Origin of the sequence: Modestobacter sp. VKM Ac-2982, from assembly GCF_026967935.1 — a bacterium.
Classification (GTDB): domain Bacteria; phylum Actinomycetota; class Actinomycetes; order Mycobacteriales; family Geodermatophilaceae; genus Modestobacter.
Window position 1 is genome coordinate 257,721 of record NZ_JAPVBL010000005.1, and the last position, 15,412, is coordinate 273,132.

Here is a 15,412-nt window from a genome sequence, read left to right on the forward strand (position 1 = left end):
CTACAGCCCCGTGACGGAGAGCCAGTCGGCGTAGAACAGCCCGAGCCCGAAGGCGACCGCCATCCCGGTGACCAGCCAGAACCGGACGATCACCGTGTTCTCGGCCCAGCCGGCGAGCTCGAAGTGGTGGTGCAGCGGGGCCATCCGGAAGACCCGGCGGCGGGTGGCCCGGAAGAAGCCGACCTGGATCACCACCGACAGGGTGACCGCCACGAACAGCCCGCCGAGGACGACGAGCAGCAGCTCGGTGCGGGTGACGATGGCCAGCCCGGCCATCAGCCCGCCGAGGGCCAGCGAACCGGTGTCGCCCATGAAGATCCGGGCCGGTGAGGTGTTCCACCACAGGAAGCCCAGGCAGCTGCCCATCGCCGCGGCGGCCACCAGGGTGACGTCGAGCGGGTCGCGGACGGTGTAGCAGCCGTCGACGAGGCCGCCGGCGCAGTCGTTCCCGAACTGCCAGAACGAGATGACCACGTAGGAGCCGAACACCATCGCCGAGGCGCCGGCGGCCAGCCCGTCGAGGCCGTCGGTGAGGTTGACCGCGTTGGAGAAGCCGGCGATGAAGAGGTAGGCCAGCGCGACGAACGCGACCGTCGGCAGGGCGAGCGGGGGGATGTCCCGGACGAAGGAGACCGTCGTGGTGGCCACCGCGGTCCCGTCCTCGCCGTCGGCCATCAGCGCGAGCACGGCGAAGGTGACCCCGATGACCAGCTGGCCGACCAGCTTGGCGGTCTTGTTCAGGCCGAGGCTGCGCCGGTACCGGATCTTGAGGTAGTCGTCGAGGAACCCGACGGTGCCCAGGCCGATCAACAGGAACAGCAGCAGCAGCCCGGTGGCGGTGACGCCACGACCCTCCTGGTTGATCACGAACAGGTGCGCCACCAGGTAGCCGACCACCGTGGCCAGCACCATCACGGTGCCGCCCATCGTGGGCGTGCCCTTCTTCGACAGGTGGCTCTCCGGGCCGTCGTCCCGGATCTCCTGGCCGAAGCCGTGCTTCCGGAAGGCCTTGATCGCCAACGGGGTCAGCAGGATCGAGACGATCAGCCCGACGGCGGCGGCGACGAGGACCGACCTCACGCGGTCACCTCCGGGCCGCCGTCGGCGATCAGGTCGGCGGCGAGCTCCTCGAGGCCGTAGCTGCGCGAGGCCTTGACCAGGACGACGTCCCCGGGCCCGACCACCTCACTCAGCAACCGCCGGGCTGCTGCCCGGTCCGGCAGGTGCACGGACTCCTCCTGCTCTCCCCCGCGGTCGCCTGCGCGACCACGGGCGTCCAGTTCCGCACGGGCACCCGCGTGCACACCGGCCGCGTCGGGCCCGACGGAGACGACGAGGTCGACCCCGGCGCGCACGGCGTCCCGGCCCAGCTCCTCGTGCGCGGCCCCGGCGGTGGGGCCGAGCTCCCCCATCGCACCGAGCACGGCGATCCGGCGGCGGCCCCGCAGCCGGCGGAGCGCGGCCAGCGCGGCCCGCATCGACTCGGGGTTGGCGTTGTAGGCGTCGTTGACGACGGTCACGCCGTCGGCGCGGGTGGTGACCTCCATCCGCCAGCGGCTGCGCGGCGCGGCGGCCGACAGAGCCTGCGCGACCGCGGCGGGCGCCATCCCGGCGGCCAGCGCCGCGCCGGCGGCGGACAGTGCGTTGGCGACCTGGTGCACGCCGACGACCTGCAGGGCGACCGGGTGCTGCTCCCCGCGGGCGCGGAGGGTGAACCGGGCGCGGGCGGCGTCGTCGAGCTCGACGTCGGTGGCCCGCACGTCGGCGTGCTCGGCCAGCCCGGTGGTCAGCACCGCGGCCTGCGTGCGCGGGGCCATGCCGGCCACCCGGGCGTCGTCGGCGTTGAGCACCGCCGTGCCGCTGGCCGGCAGGGCCGCCACCAGCTCGCCCTTGCTGGTGGCGATCACCTCGGCGCTGCCGAACTCGCCGAGGTGGGCGGAGCCGACGTTGAGCACGACGCCGATGGCCGGCCGGGCGATCCCGCACAGCCGGGCGATGTGGCCGGGGCCGCGGGAGCCCATCTCCAGCACCAGGAAGCGGGTGTCCGCGTCGGCGGAGAGCACGGTCAGCGGCAGGCCGATGTCGTTGTTGAACGAGCCCTGCGGGCTGACGGTCGGGCCCGCAGCGGCCAGCACCTGGCCGAGCAGGTCCTTGGTCGAGGTCTTGCCGGAGGACCCGGTGACGCCGACGGTCACCAGCCCCGCCGCCACCAGCCGGCCGTGCACCGCCGCGGCCAGCCGGCCCAGGGCCGCCACCGGGTCAGCGACCACGACACAGGGCAGGGCGGGGTCGGCGCGGGCGGTCAGTGCCCCGGCCGCGCCCGCCGCGGCGGCGGCGGGGAGGAAGTCGGCGCCGTCCACCCGTTCCCCGGGGAGGGCGACGAAGAGGTCGCCGGGGGCCACCGCACGGGAGTCGACCAGCACGGCGCCGGTCACCGTGGCGGAGCCATCACCGACGAGATCGCCGTCGACGGCCGCGGCCACCTCGGCCAGCGTCAGGGCGATCACGCGTCCTCCTCGCTGGCGCTCGTCGGCCGCGTGCTCGACGATGCTGCGCTCATGCGTGACCTCGCAAGCTCGGTCACGAGTCCACCTCGCTGGCGCTCGTCGGCCGCGTGCTCGACGATGCTGCGCTCATGCGTGACCTCGCGAGCTCGATCACGTACCCACCTCGATGGCGGCCAGCAGCTCGTGCAGCACCACGCGGTCGTCGAAGGGCAGCACCTGACCGCCCACCTCCTGACCCGTCTCGTGGCCCTTGCCGGCCACGAGCAGCGTGTCACCCGGTCGCGCGAGCCCGACGGCGGCCGCCAGGGCGGCCCGCCGGTCGCCGATCTCCAGCAGCTCGGCGCGCTGGTCGGCCGGGACGTCGCCGGCACCGGCGCGCATCGCCGCGCGGATGGCCGCCGGGTCCTCCGACCGCGGGTTGTCGTCGGTGACCACCAGCACGTCGCTGCCGGCCGCCGCGGCGGCGCCCATCCCCGGCCGCTTCCCCGGGTCGCGGTCACCGCCGCAGCCCAGCACGGTGATCAGCCGCCCCGGGGTCGCCGGGCGCAGTGCGGCCAGCGCGGTCTGCACCGCGTCGGGGGTGTGCGCGTAGTCGACGACGGCCACGAAGGGCTGACCGGCGTCCACCGGCTCCATCCGCCCGGGGACGACGGTCAGCGCGATCCCGGGCAGCGCCGTCTCCGGCGGCACGCCGACGGCGTCCAGCAGCGCCACGGCGAGCACCGCGTTCGCCACGTTGAAGCTGCCGGGCAACCGCAGCTGCGCGGGCCAGCTGCGCCCACCGGGGCCGTGCAGCGTGAAGGTCGACCCACCGGTGGGGACGGCGGCCACGTCGGTGGCCGACCAGTCCGCACCCGGGGCACCGCAGCCGGAGACGGTGACCGTGCCCGGGCGGACCAGCCGCCGCCCGGCGGGGTCGTCGACGTCGACCACCTCGACGGCGGCCCGCCCGTCGAACAGCAGCGCCTTGGCCTGGAAGTAGCTCTCCGGGTCGCCGTGGAAGTCCAGGTGGTCGCGGGAGAGGTTGGTGAACCCGGCCGCGGCGAAGCGCACCCCACCGACCCGGCCCTGCACCAGCGCGTGGCTGGAGACCTCCATGACCACCGCGCGGACGCCGGAGTCGACCATCGTGCCGAGCAGGGCGTGCACGTCGGCCGCCTCCGGCGTGGTGCGGACGCTGGGCAGCTCGGTGGTCACCGGCGTCCCGTCGGCGTCCCGGCCGCGGATGCGGGTCTGCACCGTGCCGATCAGGCCGCTGGCCCATCCGGCGGCGGCCAGGCCGGCCTCGACCAGGTAGCTCGTCGTCGTCTTGCCGTTGGTGCCGGTGATGCCCAGCACGCTGAGCTGCTCGCTGGGGAGCCCGTAGACCCGGGAGGCGACCGCGCCGAGCACGGAGCGCGGGTCCTCCACCACGCAGACCGGCAGCCCGGTGGCCCGGGCCGGCTCCTCCCCCGCCGGGTCGGTCAGCACCGCGCGGGCACCGCGCGCGGCCGCGTCGGCGGTGTAGCGGGCGCCGTGGGTGCGGGCGCCGGGCAGCGCGGCGTACAGGTCACCGGGGCGGACGTCGCCGGAGGCGTGGGTGACACCGGTGACGGCCACGGTGGTCGGACCGGTCACCGGGGCGCCGACGAGGTCGGCGAGATCACCGAGGGAGAGCGGGCGGTTCCCGGCCGGCCGGGACGCCGCCCCGGGCGCAGTCGGGGTCACGACGGTCCAATCTACCGGCGCGGAGGAGCGCGACCCGATCACCTGGCGGCTCCGTGTCGCACCGGCGGGTGGCCGGCTCCCTGCGCCGACGGGGTTCAGGGGACGGTGAGGGTGAAGTCCGGGCGGGGCGCGCCGGAGGGGACGACGCCCCCGGAGATCAGTGCGTACCGCATGACGTCCGCGAAGACCGGGGCTGCCACCTGGCCGCCCTCGGCGTCGCTGGTGGGCCGCTCGAGGTCGACGGCCACCACGTACTGCGGGTCGTCGGCCGGGGCGTAGCCGACGAAGGTGGTGAAGTAGCCGCCGCCGGCGTAGCCGCCCGTCTCGGGGTTGGCCCGCTGGGCGGTGCCGGTCTTGCCGGCGACCCGGAAGCCGTCGATCTCGCCCAGCGGTGCGGTGCCCCCGGGGCCGACCACCGCCTCGAGCATGTAGGTCAGCTGGTCCGCGGTGGACTCGCTGACCACCCGCACGCCCTCCGGCCGTGGCACCTCGGTGGCCGTGCCGTCCTCGGCGGTGAGCGAGGACACCACCCGCGGGGCGATTCGCACGCCGTCGTTGGCGAGGGCCTGGTACGCCGACGCCATCTGCAGGGTGGTCACCGAGACGCCCTGGCCGATCGGCACGTTGGCCGCGCGGCTGGCGGTCCAGTCCGCCGCGTCCTCCAGGATGCCGGCGCTCTCGCCGGGGAGCTCGATGCCGGTGGTCGAGCCGAAGCCGAAGTCCTGCAGGTACTGCTCGAGCGTGCTGTCCCCGATCTCCCGGGCCAGCATGATCGACCCGACGTTGCTGGACTTGGCGAGGATCCCGGTGACGGTGAAGTCGATCGGCTCGTGGTCGTGGGCGTCGGTGACCACGACGTCGCCGGCCTGGATGTGCCCGTCCACGTTGAGCACCGTGTCCTTGGTGGCCTTGCCCTCCTCGATGGCGGCGGCCAGGGTGACCGCCTTCATCACCGAGCCCGGCTCGTACACCTCGGAGAGGACCGGGTTGCCCAGCAGCGCCGGGTCGGTGGTGTTGTAGCTGCCCGGGTCGTAGCCGGGGCAGGAGGCCATCGCCACCACCTCGCCGGTCTGCACGTCCTGGACCACGGCTGACGCCGTGGCCGTCGCCTCGTCGGCGCAGGCCGCGTCCAGCGTCTGCTGCACGACGAACTGCAGGTCCTGGTCCAGCGTCAGCTGCACGGTGCTGCCGTCGGTCGCCGGCTGGGTGTCGTCGATGCCCGAGGGGATCGGGTTGCCGACGCCGTCCACCTCGATCCGCTCCTCGCCGTCGACCCCGGCCAGGTGCTCCTCGAAGGTCTGCTCGATCCCGGCAAGGCCGTCGCCCTCCTTGCCGACGAAGCCGACCAGCTGGCCGCCGACCGCGCCCGCCGGGTAGAGCCGCACGGGGTCGTCCTGGAAGACCAGGCCGGCCTGGGTGGAGGCCGGCAGCTCCCGGATCTGGTCGGTGACGTCGGTGCTCACCTCGTCCGCCAGGACGACGTAGCGCCCCTCCCGGGAGAGCTTCTCGACCAGCTCGTCGACCGGGATGCCGAGCAGCGTGGTCAACGCCAGCGCCGTCCGGGTGGGGTCGGAGACCAGCGTCGGGTCGGCCGTGACCCGCTTGGCGTCCACGGAGTAGGCGAGCACCTTGCCGTTGCGGTCGACGATCTCCCCCCGCACGGCCTCGATCGGGTATGTGCGCATCCGGTCGTTCTCGGCCGCCTGCGCGTAGGCGGCCCCGTCGACCCCCTGGAGCACCACGAGCTTGCCGACCACCACCACCAGCAGGGTGATCAGGAACGCCAGCCCCCAGCGGTTGCGCTGGTCGCGCTGCGTCAGGCCGAGTGGCTGGAGGCGCCGCGCCCCGGGCTCGCGACGCCCGCGCGGCGCACCGCGCCCGGCCGGCCCGGTGGGCCGCGGCGGGGTGCGGCGGCCCCCGGCCGGACGATGCGGCGGGAGAGGACCTGCAGGGGGCACGGATCAGTTCCCGGGGGTCGGCGACACGGGGTCGGTGGGCGCGTTCTCGGTGGGCGCGTTGTCGGTGGCCCCGGGTTCGGGGGCCGCGGCGTCGGCGGGGGCGGGCTCGGCGGGGGCGTCGGCGGGGGCGGGCTGTGGCGCGGTGGCCCCGTCGGCCGCCGGGTCGGCGGCCCCCGGCTCGACCGGTGCCGTCGCCGGGGTCGCGCTGCCCAGCAGCACGGAGCTGCCGTCGGGCTGCAGCACCAGGTGGGCTGCGTCCCCCGGCCGGACCAGCCCGACCGCGGCTGCGGCGCGGGCCAGTTCGGCTGCAGTGTCGGCAGCGATCACCTGCTGCTCCAGTCGAGTGACCTCCTTGGCCTGCTCGGCCATCGCGACCCGCTGCTCGGTGGCGCGCAGGGAGTCCACGGCGATCGCGGTGTTGAGCAGCAGGAGGCCCAGCGTCGTCCCGACCAGCAGGGCGACGAGCACGGCGACGAAGGGCGCCCGGCGACCGCGCAGCACCGCCCGCCGGCTGCCGCGGGGGGCCCGCGCCGGGGTCGGCACCAGCCGCAGCTGCGGGCCGCTCGGGACCGGTCCGCTGCGCCGGGGCGGGGCGACCCGGGGCACGTGCACCGGGCCGGTGGTCGCCCGGCCGGTGGTCCGGGCCGTCGTGGTGCGGGCAGTCGTGGTGCGGGCCGTCGTGGTGCGTGCCGTCGTCGTCCGTGCGGCCGGCGTCCGGGCCGTCGTGGTCCGTGCGGTCGTCGTCCGGGCCGTGCCCGTGCGGCCGGTGCCCGCCCGGGTCGCACCGGTGCGGGCGGTGGCGCCCTGGGACTGACTGCGGGACTGGCCGGTGCGGGGGGTCGGTGCACTGGTCCGGGGGACGGACCGCGCCGGCTGGCTCATGCCGCCCGCCGGACGCGCTCGGCGGCCCGCACCCGGGCCGAGGCCGACCGCGGGTTGACGGCGAGCTCGGCCTCGCCGGGTGCCTCGCCGCCCCGGGTGACCAGCTTCAGCACCGGTGCGTGCTCGGGCATCGGGACCGGCATGCCGGGCGGGGTGCGGTCGACGGCTTCTGCGGCGAGCGTCTGCTTCACGATGCGGTCCTCGAGGGAGTGGAAGCTGATCACGACCAGTCGGCCACCGATCGCAAGGGCGTCGATGGCGGCGGGCAGGGCCCGGGAGAGCACCCCGAGTTCGTCGTTGACCTCGATCCGGAGGGCCTGGAAGGTCCGCTTGGCCGGGTGTCCCCCGGTGCGGCGGGTGGCCGCGGGGATCGCCGAGCGCACGAGCTCGGCCAGCCGGGCGGTACCGGTGAACGGCTCCCGGGCGCGCTCCCGCTCGATGGCGGAGGCGATCCGGCCGGCGAAGCGCTCCTCGCCGTAGACCTTCAGCACCCGGGTGAGCTCGCCCCGGGAGTAGGTGTTGACCACGTCGGCGGCGGTGCGGGGCCCGGTGGGGTCCATCCGCATGTCCAGCGGTGCGTCGGTGGAGTAGCTGAAGCCGCGGGTGGGGCGGTCCAGCTGCAGGGAGGAGACGCCGAGGTCGAACAGGATGCCCTGCACCTCCTCGACCCCCAGGTCGGCCAGCACGTCGGGCAGCTCGTCGAAGACGGCGGGCACCAGCGTGGTGCGCTCCGTGTGACCGGCCGCGGCGATCCGGGCGGCGGCCTCGGCGCGGGCGTCGGGGTCGCGGTCCAGGCCGATCAGCCGGAGCCCGGGGTGGGCCGCGAGCAGGGCCAGGGAGTGGCCGGCCAGCCCCAGCGTGCAGTCGACCAGGACGGCGCCCGGCGCCTGCAGCGCGGGGTCGAGCAGCTCGGTCACCCGGTCGAGGAGGACGGGGACGTGCAGCGCGGGCCCGGAGGCCTCGGGGCTGCTCATCGACGGCTCCTCTCGCTGCGCAGGGGCGGACAGGACGGGGGGCGTGCAGGTGGGGCGCAGTGGGGTGGGTGGTGCGCAGTGGAGCGCGGGTGGGGCGGGGAGCGGGCCCTGCCCCGGCCCGCTGCCCCGCCTGGCTCGCCTGGCGCCGGGGAAGCGGTACCAGGTGGAGCCGGGCTGGGGCAGCTGGGCGGTCGGTGCGGTGGACGTCGAGCCGGGGGGAAGTCGGCTCGCTGTCCGGACCCGGTCGAGCCGGGGGGAAGTCGGCTCGTGCGGGGTGGCGCGGTCCTGCGGTGGGGTCGTTCCGTGGGGTCGGGTGGGGGGTCGACTCAGGACAGGGTCGGCATCCCCTCGCTCTCCATGGCGGCGAAGACGGCCTCCTGCTCTGCCACGTAGGCGTCCCAGGTGCCGGAGTCCCAGATCTCGAAGCGGGTGTCCACGCCGACGACGACGACGTCGCGGTCCAGGCCGGCGTACTCCCGCAGGCTCGCCGGGATGGTGATCCGGCCGGTCTTGTCCGCCTCGACCTCGACCATCGAGCCGAAGCTCATCCGGGCGTGCATGCGGGCGGCGTTGGTGTCGGCCGGCGCCATGGACTTCAGCGCGGCGCTCTGCTCGGCGACCCGGGTCATGGTCAGGCCGTAGACGCAGCGCTCCTGGCCCTTCTTGATCACCATGCCGTCGGCCACCAGCTCGCGGTAGCGGACCGGGAGGGCGAGCCGGCCCTTCTCGTCGAGCCGCAGGGGGTAGCTGCCGACGAACACCGGATCACCCCCTGCATCAGTCCTCCTGTGGTCGTGCCGGGCACCATCCGTGGCCCCTGCCTCCCCATTGCGCGACACAGTAACCCACTGGCCCCCACTGGACACCACTCCACGCCGTGTCGTCCCCTTCCCTCCACCGGCCCCCACCGACCACCTCCGGGCCGCGGAACGGGATCGACCGTGCGCGCCGCTGAGCAGCACGTACCGTGAGCGGGGTGACCGAGGGCACGGCAGAGCTGCGGTCGGACCGGGGGGTGACGGAGCTGCGCTCCGCTCCCCGGCACGGCACCGGCCAGGACGCCGCAGCGACGCAGCCGGAGACCGACGCCGACGCCGACGTGGCGGCCGAGGGGGCGCAGCTCGCCGAGGCGATCGGCCGGGTGGTGCAGGGCAAGCCCGACGTCGTCCGGCTGGCGCTGGTCGTGCTGCTGGCCGAGGGGCACCTGCTGATCGAGGACGTCCCCGGGGTCGGGAAGACCACGCTGGCCAAGGCGCTGGCCCGCACCATCGACGGCACGGTGCGCCGGATCCAGTTCACCCCCGACCTGCTGCCCAGCGACGTCACCGGGGTGGCCGTCTACGACCAGGAGTCCCGGGCCTTCGAGTTCAAGCCCGGCGCCGTCTTCGCCAACGTGGTCGTGGCCGACGAGATCAACCGGGCCTCGCCCAAGACGCAGTCGGCCCTGCTGGAGTGCATGGAGGAGCGGCAGGTCACCGTCGACGGGGTCACCTACGAGCTGGCCCGGCCGTTCATGGTGGTGGCCACGCAGAACCCGCTGGAGATGGAGGGCACCTACCCCCTCCCCGAGGCGCAGCGGGACCGGTTCACCGCCCGGGTCTCGATGGGCTACCCGGACCGCGAGGCCGAGCTGGCGATGCTCGGCGGGCGTGCCACCGTCGACCCGCTCACCGCGTTCGCCCCGGTGGTCGACGCCGCGCGCGTGCGGGCCCTGGTGGCCGCGGTGGGCCGGCTGCACGTCGCCGAGCCGCTGCGCCAGTACGTCGTCTCGCTGGTCGAGGCCACCCGCCGCTCCCCCGACCTGCGGCTGGGCGCCTCCCCCCGCGCGGGGCTGCAGCTGCTCCGCGCCGCCCGCGCCACCGCGGCGCTGGCCGGCCGGGACCACGTGCTCCCCGACGACGTGCAGGCCATGGCGGTCCCGGTGCTGGCCCACCGGCTGCTGCTGACCCCGGACGCGGCGCTGGCGCGACGGGACGCCCAGCGGGTGGTCACCGACCTGCTCGCCACCGTGCCCGTCCACGGCGGCCGCTGACCCCGGCCCACCCCAGAGACGGACGGTCCCCCATGGCGCGCACCCGGATCGCCGACGCGGCGTCCTCCCTCACGCTGCGCGGCCGCTGCCTGGTCGCCGCCGGGCTGACCCTGGTGGCACTCGGTGCCCTGCTCGGCGAGCGGGCCCTGGTCCAGCTGGCCCTGTTCGTGCTCGCCCTGCCGGTGGTGTCGGCCGTCGGGATCGCCCGCCAGCGCTTCCGGGTCGCCACCCGGCGCACCGTCACCCCGGCCCGCTTGCCGCGCGGCGGGTCCGCCGAGGTGCTGGTGGAGGTCTCCAACGCCGACCGGCGGGCCGGCGGGCTGTGGTTGCTCACCGAGCACCTGCCCGCCGACCTGGGTCCGCAGCCGCGCTTCGTCGTGGAGCGGCTCGCCAGCGGCGGCACCGCCCCGCTCCGCTACCGGCTGCACGGTTCCCGGCGCGGCCGGTACACCCTGGGGCCGCTGAGCCTGCGGCTCGTCGACCCCTTCGGCCTGGTGCTGCGCACGGCGACCGGCAGCGACACCGCCGGGCTGCTGGTCCTGCCCCGGGTCGTGCCGCTCCTCGGTGGCGGCGCGTTGACCGGCGCCGGAGGGGACGGCGGTGAGGGCGCCCGCCGCGCGATCGCCGTGCACGGCGAGGACGACGTCAGCACCCGGGAGTACCGCCACGGCGACGACCTGCGGCTGGTCCACTGGCGGGCCACCGCGCGCACCGGGGAGCTGATGGTCCGGCTGGAGGAACGGCCGTGGCGGGCCGCGGCGACCGTGTTCGTCGACACCCGGTCGACCGCCCACCTGCTCGGGGGTCGGGTCGAGGGCCCAGCGGGTGACCCTGCCCCGCCGCAGGACACCCTGGAGTGGGTGGTGGAGGCCGCGGCCAGCATCGGCACCCACCTGCTGCGCCGGGGGGCCGCGCTGCGGGTCGTGACCGACGGCGGGGAGCTCACCCCGGCGCTCGGCCGGGGACAGCTGGGCCCGGACGAGCTGCTCGAGCGGCTCGCCGTCCTGGGCGGGGCACCGCAGCCCGGCCTGCAGCTGGGCATGGAGGCGCTGCGCCGGTCGGGGGCCGACGGACCGGCGATCTGCCTGTTCGGCCTCGTCGGGCCCGAGGACGTCGCGGCGCTGGTCCGCGCCCGGTCCGGCCCGGGCCGGGACGTCGCGGTGCTGGTGGACACCGCCGGCTGGCTGGACGCCGGGGCCACCCGGGGCCGGCGCACGCTCGGCCCCGCCGCGCGGGTCGAGGTGGACACCCGGCAGCAGCAGGCCGGCGACCTGCTCCGCGCGGCCGGCTGGCAGGTGGTCACCGTCGGCCCGGACCGGACGGTGGCGCAGCTGTGGAGCCAGGTGGGCAGCCGGGCCGGCGCCGCGGGACCGGTGCCGGCGTGAGCGGCCAGGCCGACGAGCTGCCCCGGGCCACCCGCGGCGGGCCGGGCACCGGGATCGCCGTCGCGGTCGCCGTCCTGCTGGGTGCACTGGCGCTGGACCCCGTCTTCGCCGCCCGCACGTGGCTGCTGCCGGTGACGATGGTGGTGGCCGCCGTCGGCCTGGGCGGGGTGGCGCTGCGGGCGCTGCTGGACCGGCTGGTCGACCCCGCCGAGGACGACGGCCCGTGGTGGTCCGGCCCGGCCCGGCTGGCGGTGCCGCTGGGCCAGGTGGCCCTGGTGCTCGTCGTGCTCACCGTCGTCTTCACGCCCGACCGCGCCTGGGCGGGCATGCTGCCGACCCTGGGCAGCCTGACCGACCTGGCCGGCCTGCTCGGTGACGGCACCGCGGAGATCCGGGAACAGGCGACGCCGGCGTTGCCGCTCACCGGGCTGGTGGCGCTGACCACCGTCTTCGTCGCCCTGATCGCGCTGGCCGTCGACCTGCTCGCCGTCCCCGCCCGCCAGCCGGCCCTGGGCGGGCTCGGGCTGCTGGTCCTCTACTGCGTCCCGGTGAGCACCGTGACCGGGGAGGTGGCGCTGGTCTCCTTCGCCGCACCGGCCGCCGGGTTCGCCGTGCTGCTGTGGGCCGACCAGCGGGCACGGCTGGTCGGGAACGGCCGGGGTGGCAGCGGGTCGCCGATGGGCACCGGCACCCTGCCGGCCCTGCGCACCGCCCTGGTCGCCCTGGTCGCCGGGCTGCTGCTGCCGGCGTTCGTGCCGACCCTGGCCGAGGGCTCGCTCGCGGCGGGGTGGGGCGGGGCGGGCACCGGCAACGGCGTGGGGACGTCCCTGGACCCGGTGGCGGAGATGGCCGGCCAGCTGAGCCTCCCCGAACCGATCGACCTGCTGGCCGTCGACGCCTCGGTGGCCGACCCGGGGTACCTGCGCTCGGTGTCGCTGGACGAGTACAGCGGCGACGGCGGCTGGCGGATGAGCAACCTCGACGGGCAGTCGTCGATCGCGGCCGACGGTCCCCTGGCACCGCTCCTCGACGGGCAGTCCCGCCGCGAGGTGACCGCCCGGGTCACGGTGCTCGCACACGACGACCGCTTCCTCCCGCTGTTCGACTCCCCGCTGTCGGTGCAGGTGCTCGGCTCGGAGGACGAGGACTGGCGCTTCGACCCGGCCGCCCGGACGGTCTTCGGCCGGGACGAGACCACCGGCGGCCTCTCCTACCGGTCCACCTCCCAGCAGCCGCAACCGAGCGCAGCGGAGCTGGCTGCCGCACCCCAGGACCCGGGCGACCCGATGGTGGAGCGCTACACGGCGCTGCCGGAGCTCGACCCGAGCGTCGTCGCCCTGTCCGACCAGCTGACCGACCCGGCGCAGTCGCCCTACGAGCGGGTCCGGGCCGTGCTCGGCCTCTTCACCGACCCGGCCAACGGCTTCACCTACAGCCTGTCCACCGGCCCGGGCACCACCGGCGACGACCTGGCCGACTTCCTCCGGCTGAAGCGGGGCTACTGCGAGCAGTACGCCGGCGCCATGGCGGTTCTCGTCCGGGCGGCCGGGGTCCCGGCCCGGGTGGTGCTGGGCTACACACCCGGCCAGGTCGGCGAGGACGGCGACCGGGTGGTCACCACCGACGACGCACACGCCTGGGTCGAGGTCTGGTTCGCCGGCCTGGGCTGGATCCCCTTCGACCCGACACCGATCGCCGCCGACCGGGCCGTGGCGCTCCCCTGGGCACCGCGCACGGACGAGGCCGACACCAGCACCCCGGACCCGTTCACGCCGGGCGGCGCGGCCCCGCTGCCGGCGCCGCCGGCTGCCGAGCTGGACCGCGACGACCAGTACGTGCCGCCGCTGGCGCCCCAGGCCGCACCACAGGAGCAGCTCAGGCCGTGGCTGCTGGGGGCAGCGGGCACCCTGGTCGTCCTCGCCCTGGGCGCGCTGCCGTTCCTCCTCCGCCGCCGGCAGCGCGCCGTCCGGCTGGCCGACGGGCAGCCGGGTGCCCTGTGGGAGGAGCTGCTGGCGACCACCGTCGACCTGGCCGTCGAACTGCCCAGGAGCTCGACGGCACGCCAGCTGGCCGAGCAGCTGGCCCCACGGCTCGTCGCCACCGACTCGGCCGCGGTCGCCGCGGTGCAGACGCTGGCACGTGCCCAGGAGCGTTCGGTGTACGGCCCGCCGGCGGCCCGGCCGGGCCCGGACCCGGCGCTGACCGAGGCACTGGCGACGGTGCGCCGGGCGCTGCTCCGGTCCTCCTCCCGCGGGGAGCGGGTCCGGGCGGCGCTGTGGCCGGCCTCCACGCTGGCGACGGCCGCCCGGTGGGCCGCCGCCCGGGCACCCCGCCGACCCCGCCCGGCCTGACCACCGGGCCGGGCTGGCTACGGTTGTCGGTGTCGGTGGCGTCGCCACCGGCTGCCCCCCAGCTGCGGAGTGCCCCTTGCGCGAGATCGCCGTCTTCGCCGGCAGTGCCCACCCCGAGCTCGCCGCGGAGATGTGCGCCCAGCTGGGCGTGCCGCTGCAGCCCGTCCGGGTGACCCGCTTCGCCAACGACTGCCTCGAGGTGCAGCTGCAGGCCAACTGCCGGGAGCGCGACGTCTTCCTGGTGCAGCCGCTGGTCACCCCGGTGCAGGAGAACCTGGTCGAGCTGCTGCTGATGATCGATGCGGCCCGCGGCGCGTCTGCCGCCCGGATCACCGTGGTGATGCCGCACTACGCCTACGCGCGGTCGGACAAGAAGGACGCCCCCCGGATCTCCATCGGCGGTCGGCTGATCGCCGACCTCATGGTGGCGGCCGGAGCCAGCCGGGTGCTGGCCATGACGCTGCACTCCCCGCAGGTGCACGGCTTCTTCAGCGTGCCGGTCGACCACCTGCACGCCCTGCGCGAGCTGGCCGACCACTTCCGCGCGCTGGACCTCTCCCGCACCACCGTCGTCTCCCCCGACCTGGGCAACGCCAAGGAGGCCGCGGCCTTCGCCCGGCGGCTCGGGGTGCCGGTCGCCGCGGGTGCCAAGCAGCGGTACGCCGACGACCGGGTCAGCATCAGCGCCGTGATCGGGGACGTCGCCGGGCGTGACGTGATCGTGCTGGACGACGAGATCGCCAAGGGCAGCACGGTGCTGGAGCTCATCGACCGGCTGCGGGACGACGGCGCCCGGTCGATCCGGGTGGCCTGCACGCACGGCCTGTTCGCCGCGGGTGCGCTGGAGCGGATCGGCGCCCAGGCCGACGTCGTGGAGATCGTGTGCACGAACACCGTGCCGGTGCCGGCCGGGGTCTCGGAGAAGCTGACCGTGCTGTCGGTGGCCCCCGCGCTCGCCCAGGCCGTGCAGCGGATCCACGACGGGGAGTCGGTCAGCGCGCTGTTCGACACGACGGCGACGCCCGAGGTCTGAGCCGGCCGGAGAGGCCAGCAGCCGCCGTCCCCGGCGGGGACGGCGGCTGCTGGCTCAGCGGGTGGGCCGACAGGCGCTACTGGTCGTAGCGGCGGCGGAAACGCTCCTCGAGCCGGTTCTTCAGCGGCTGGCGGCGTGACTTCGCGCTGCTGCTGCCACCGCGGCCGCCGGCTGCCGGTCGCCCGGCGGGCCCCGGCGCGGAGCCGGCCGGCACCTCACCGGTCGCGGCCTTGTAGTTCAGGACCCCGAGGACGGCACCACCGAAGGCCACCAGGAAGCCCAGCACGCCGACGACGACGTTGGGCAGGGCCACCCCGCCGACCACGACGGCCAGGCCGACGACCACCAGGACGGCGCCCAGCTGCAGCTTGCGGCGGGCCTTCTGCCGCCGGTCACCGGTGCGGACCGTCGAGGCGAACTTCGGATCGTCATCGACGAGGGCGCGCTCGATCTGCTCCAGCAGACGCTGCTCGTGCTCGGAGAGCGGCACGTCGACCTCCAGGTACAAGTGCAAGAAACCACCGGCGGCAGTCCGCCCGCGGTGACACCGAGGATACGAGCCGATTGCGGCGTGCGAAAGGCG

13 protein-coding genes are annotated in these 15,412 nt (G+C 75.7%); 5 read left to right on the top strand and 8 right to left on the bottom strand.

The genetic code is table 11. The features are described from left to right. The 5 genes from mraY to O2W20_RS18660 form a co-directional block, all read right to left on the bottom strand. The gene (gene mraY / locus O2W20_RS18640; protein WP_269171682.1) at positions 1-1,080 is read right to left on the bottom strand and encodes a phospho-N-acetylmuramoyl-pentapeptide-transferase; all 1,080 of its coding nucleotides are present in this window, start codon (positions 1,078-1,080) and stop codon (positions 1-3) included. Further along, a complete protein-coding gene (locus O2W20_RS18645; RefSeq protein WP_269171681.1) occupies positions 1,077-2,507 on the bottom strand; it encodes a UDP-N-acetylmuramoyl-tripeptide--D-alanyl-D-alanine ligase in 1,431 nt (476 codons plus the stop codon). The genes mraY and O2W20_RS18645 overlap by 4 nt, the downstream gene beginning before the upstream one ends. Before the next feature lie 150 nt (positions 2,508-2,657). After that, complete coding sequence (locus tag O2W20_RS18650; RefSeq protein WP_269171680.1) at positions 2,658-4,214, bottom strand: UDP-N-acetylmuramoyl-L-alanyl-D-glutamate--2,6-diaminopimelate ligase; 1,557 nt, start codon at positions 4,212-4,214, stop codon at positions 2,658-2,660. A gap of 95 nt (positions 4,215-4,309) precedes the next feature. Next, positions 4,310-6,172, bottom strand: a complete 1,863-nt coding sequence (locus O2W20_RS18655) for a peptidoglycan D,D-transpeptidase FtsI family protein (RefSeq protein WP_269171679.1) — start codon at positions 6,170-6,172, stop codon at positions 4,310-4,312. A gap of 3 nt (positions 6,173-6,175) precedes the next feature. Then, positions 6,176-6,784 carry a hypothetical protein gene (locus O2W20_RS18660; protein WP_269171678.1) on the bottom strand — a complete coding sequence of 203 codons (609 nt, stop codon included), beginning with the start codon at positions 6,782-6,784 and terminating at the stop codon, positions 6,176-6,178. A gap of 7 nt (positions 6,785-6,791) precedes the next feature. Here O2W20_RS18660 and O2W20_RS18665 point away from each other — a divergent pair, with 7 nt between their 5' ends. Then, positions 6,792-6,986 carry a hypothetical protein gene (locus O2W20_RS18665; RefSeq protein ID WP_269171677.1) on the top strand — a complete coding sequence of 65 codons (195 nt, stop codon included), beginning with the start codon at positions 6,792-6,794 and terminating at the stop codon, positions 6,984-6,986. A 64-nt stretch (positions 6,987-7,050) separates the two neighbouring features. On the opposite strand, the gene rsmH is transcribed toward O2W20_RS18665, so the two are convergent. Both rsmH and mraZ read right to left on the bottom strand, forming a co-directional pair. Continuing rightward, complete coding sequence (gene rsmH, locus O2W20_RS18670) at positions 7,051-8,028, bottom strand: 16S rRNA (cytosine(1402)-N(4))-methyltransferase RsmH (RefSeq protein ID WP_269171676.1); 978 nt, start codon at positions 8,026-8,028, stop codon at positions 7,051-7,053. 326 nt (positions 8,029-8,354) lie between these two features. Further along, positions 8,355-8,789, bottom strand: a complete 435-nt coding sequence (mraZ, locus tag O2W20_RS18675; RefSeq protein ID WP_269171675.1) for a division/cell wall cluster transcriptional repressor MraZ — start codon at positions 8,787-8,789, stop codon at positions 8,355-8,357. A gap of 215 nt (positions 8,790-9,004) precedes the next feature. Between mraZ and O2W20_RS18680 the strand changes: the two genes are divergently transcribed. The 4 genes from O2W20_RS18680 (at position 9,005) to O2W20_RS18695 (ending at position 14,829) form a co-directional block, all read left to right on the top strand. Further along, entirely contained in the window at positions 9,005-10,060 is a 1,056-nt protein-coding gene (locus O2W20_RS18680; RefSeq protein WP_269171674.1) for an AAA family ATPase, read from the top strand. 32 nt (positions 10,061-10,092) lie between these two features. After that, positions 10,093-11,445: a DUF58 domain-containing protein gene (locus O2W20_RS18685; RefSeq protein ID WP_269171673.1), complete on the top strand. Its 1,353-nt coding sequence runs from the start codon at positions 10,093-10,095 to the stop codon at positions 11,443-11,445. Continuing rightward, positions 11,442-13,796, top strand: coding sequence for a transglutaminase family protein (locus tag O2W20_RS18690; RefSeq protein WP_269171672.1), 2,355 nt, complete (start codon positions 11,442-11,444; stop codon positions 13,794-13,796). The genes O2W20_RS18685 and O2W20_RS18690 overlap by 4 nt, the downstream gene beginning before the upstream one ends. A 76-nt stretch (positions 13,797-13,872) precedes the next feature. Further along, positions 13,873-14,829 (top strand): ribose-phosphate diphosphokinase, encoded by a 957-nt coding sequence (locus O2W20_RS18695; protein WP_269171671.1) that lies wholly within the window; start codon positions 13,873-13,875, stop codon positions 14,827-14,829. A 76-nt stretch (positions 14,830-14,905) separates the two neighbouring features. Here O2W20_RS18695 and O2W20_RS18700 read toward each other — a convergent pair whose 3' ends face one another. Then, positions 14,906-15,343, bottom strand: coding sequence for a DUF3040 domain-containing protein (locus O2W20_RS18700; protein ID WP_269171670.1), 438 nt, complete (start codon positions 15,341-15,343; stop codon positions 14,906-14,908). Between the last annotated feature and the right edge of the window lie 69 nt (positions 15,344-15,412).

Bases quoted from the DNA above. Each gene is read 5' to 3' on its own strand.
- rsmH (WP_269171676.1), bottom strand. From the start codon at position 8,028: ATGAGCAGCCCCGAGGCCTCCGGGCCCGCGCTGCACGTCCCCGTCCTC.
- O2W20_RS18685 (WP_269171673.1), top strand. From the start codon at position 10,093: ATGGCGCGCACCCGGATCGCCGACGCGGCGTCCTCCCTCACGCTGCGC.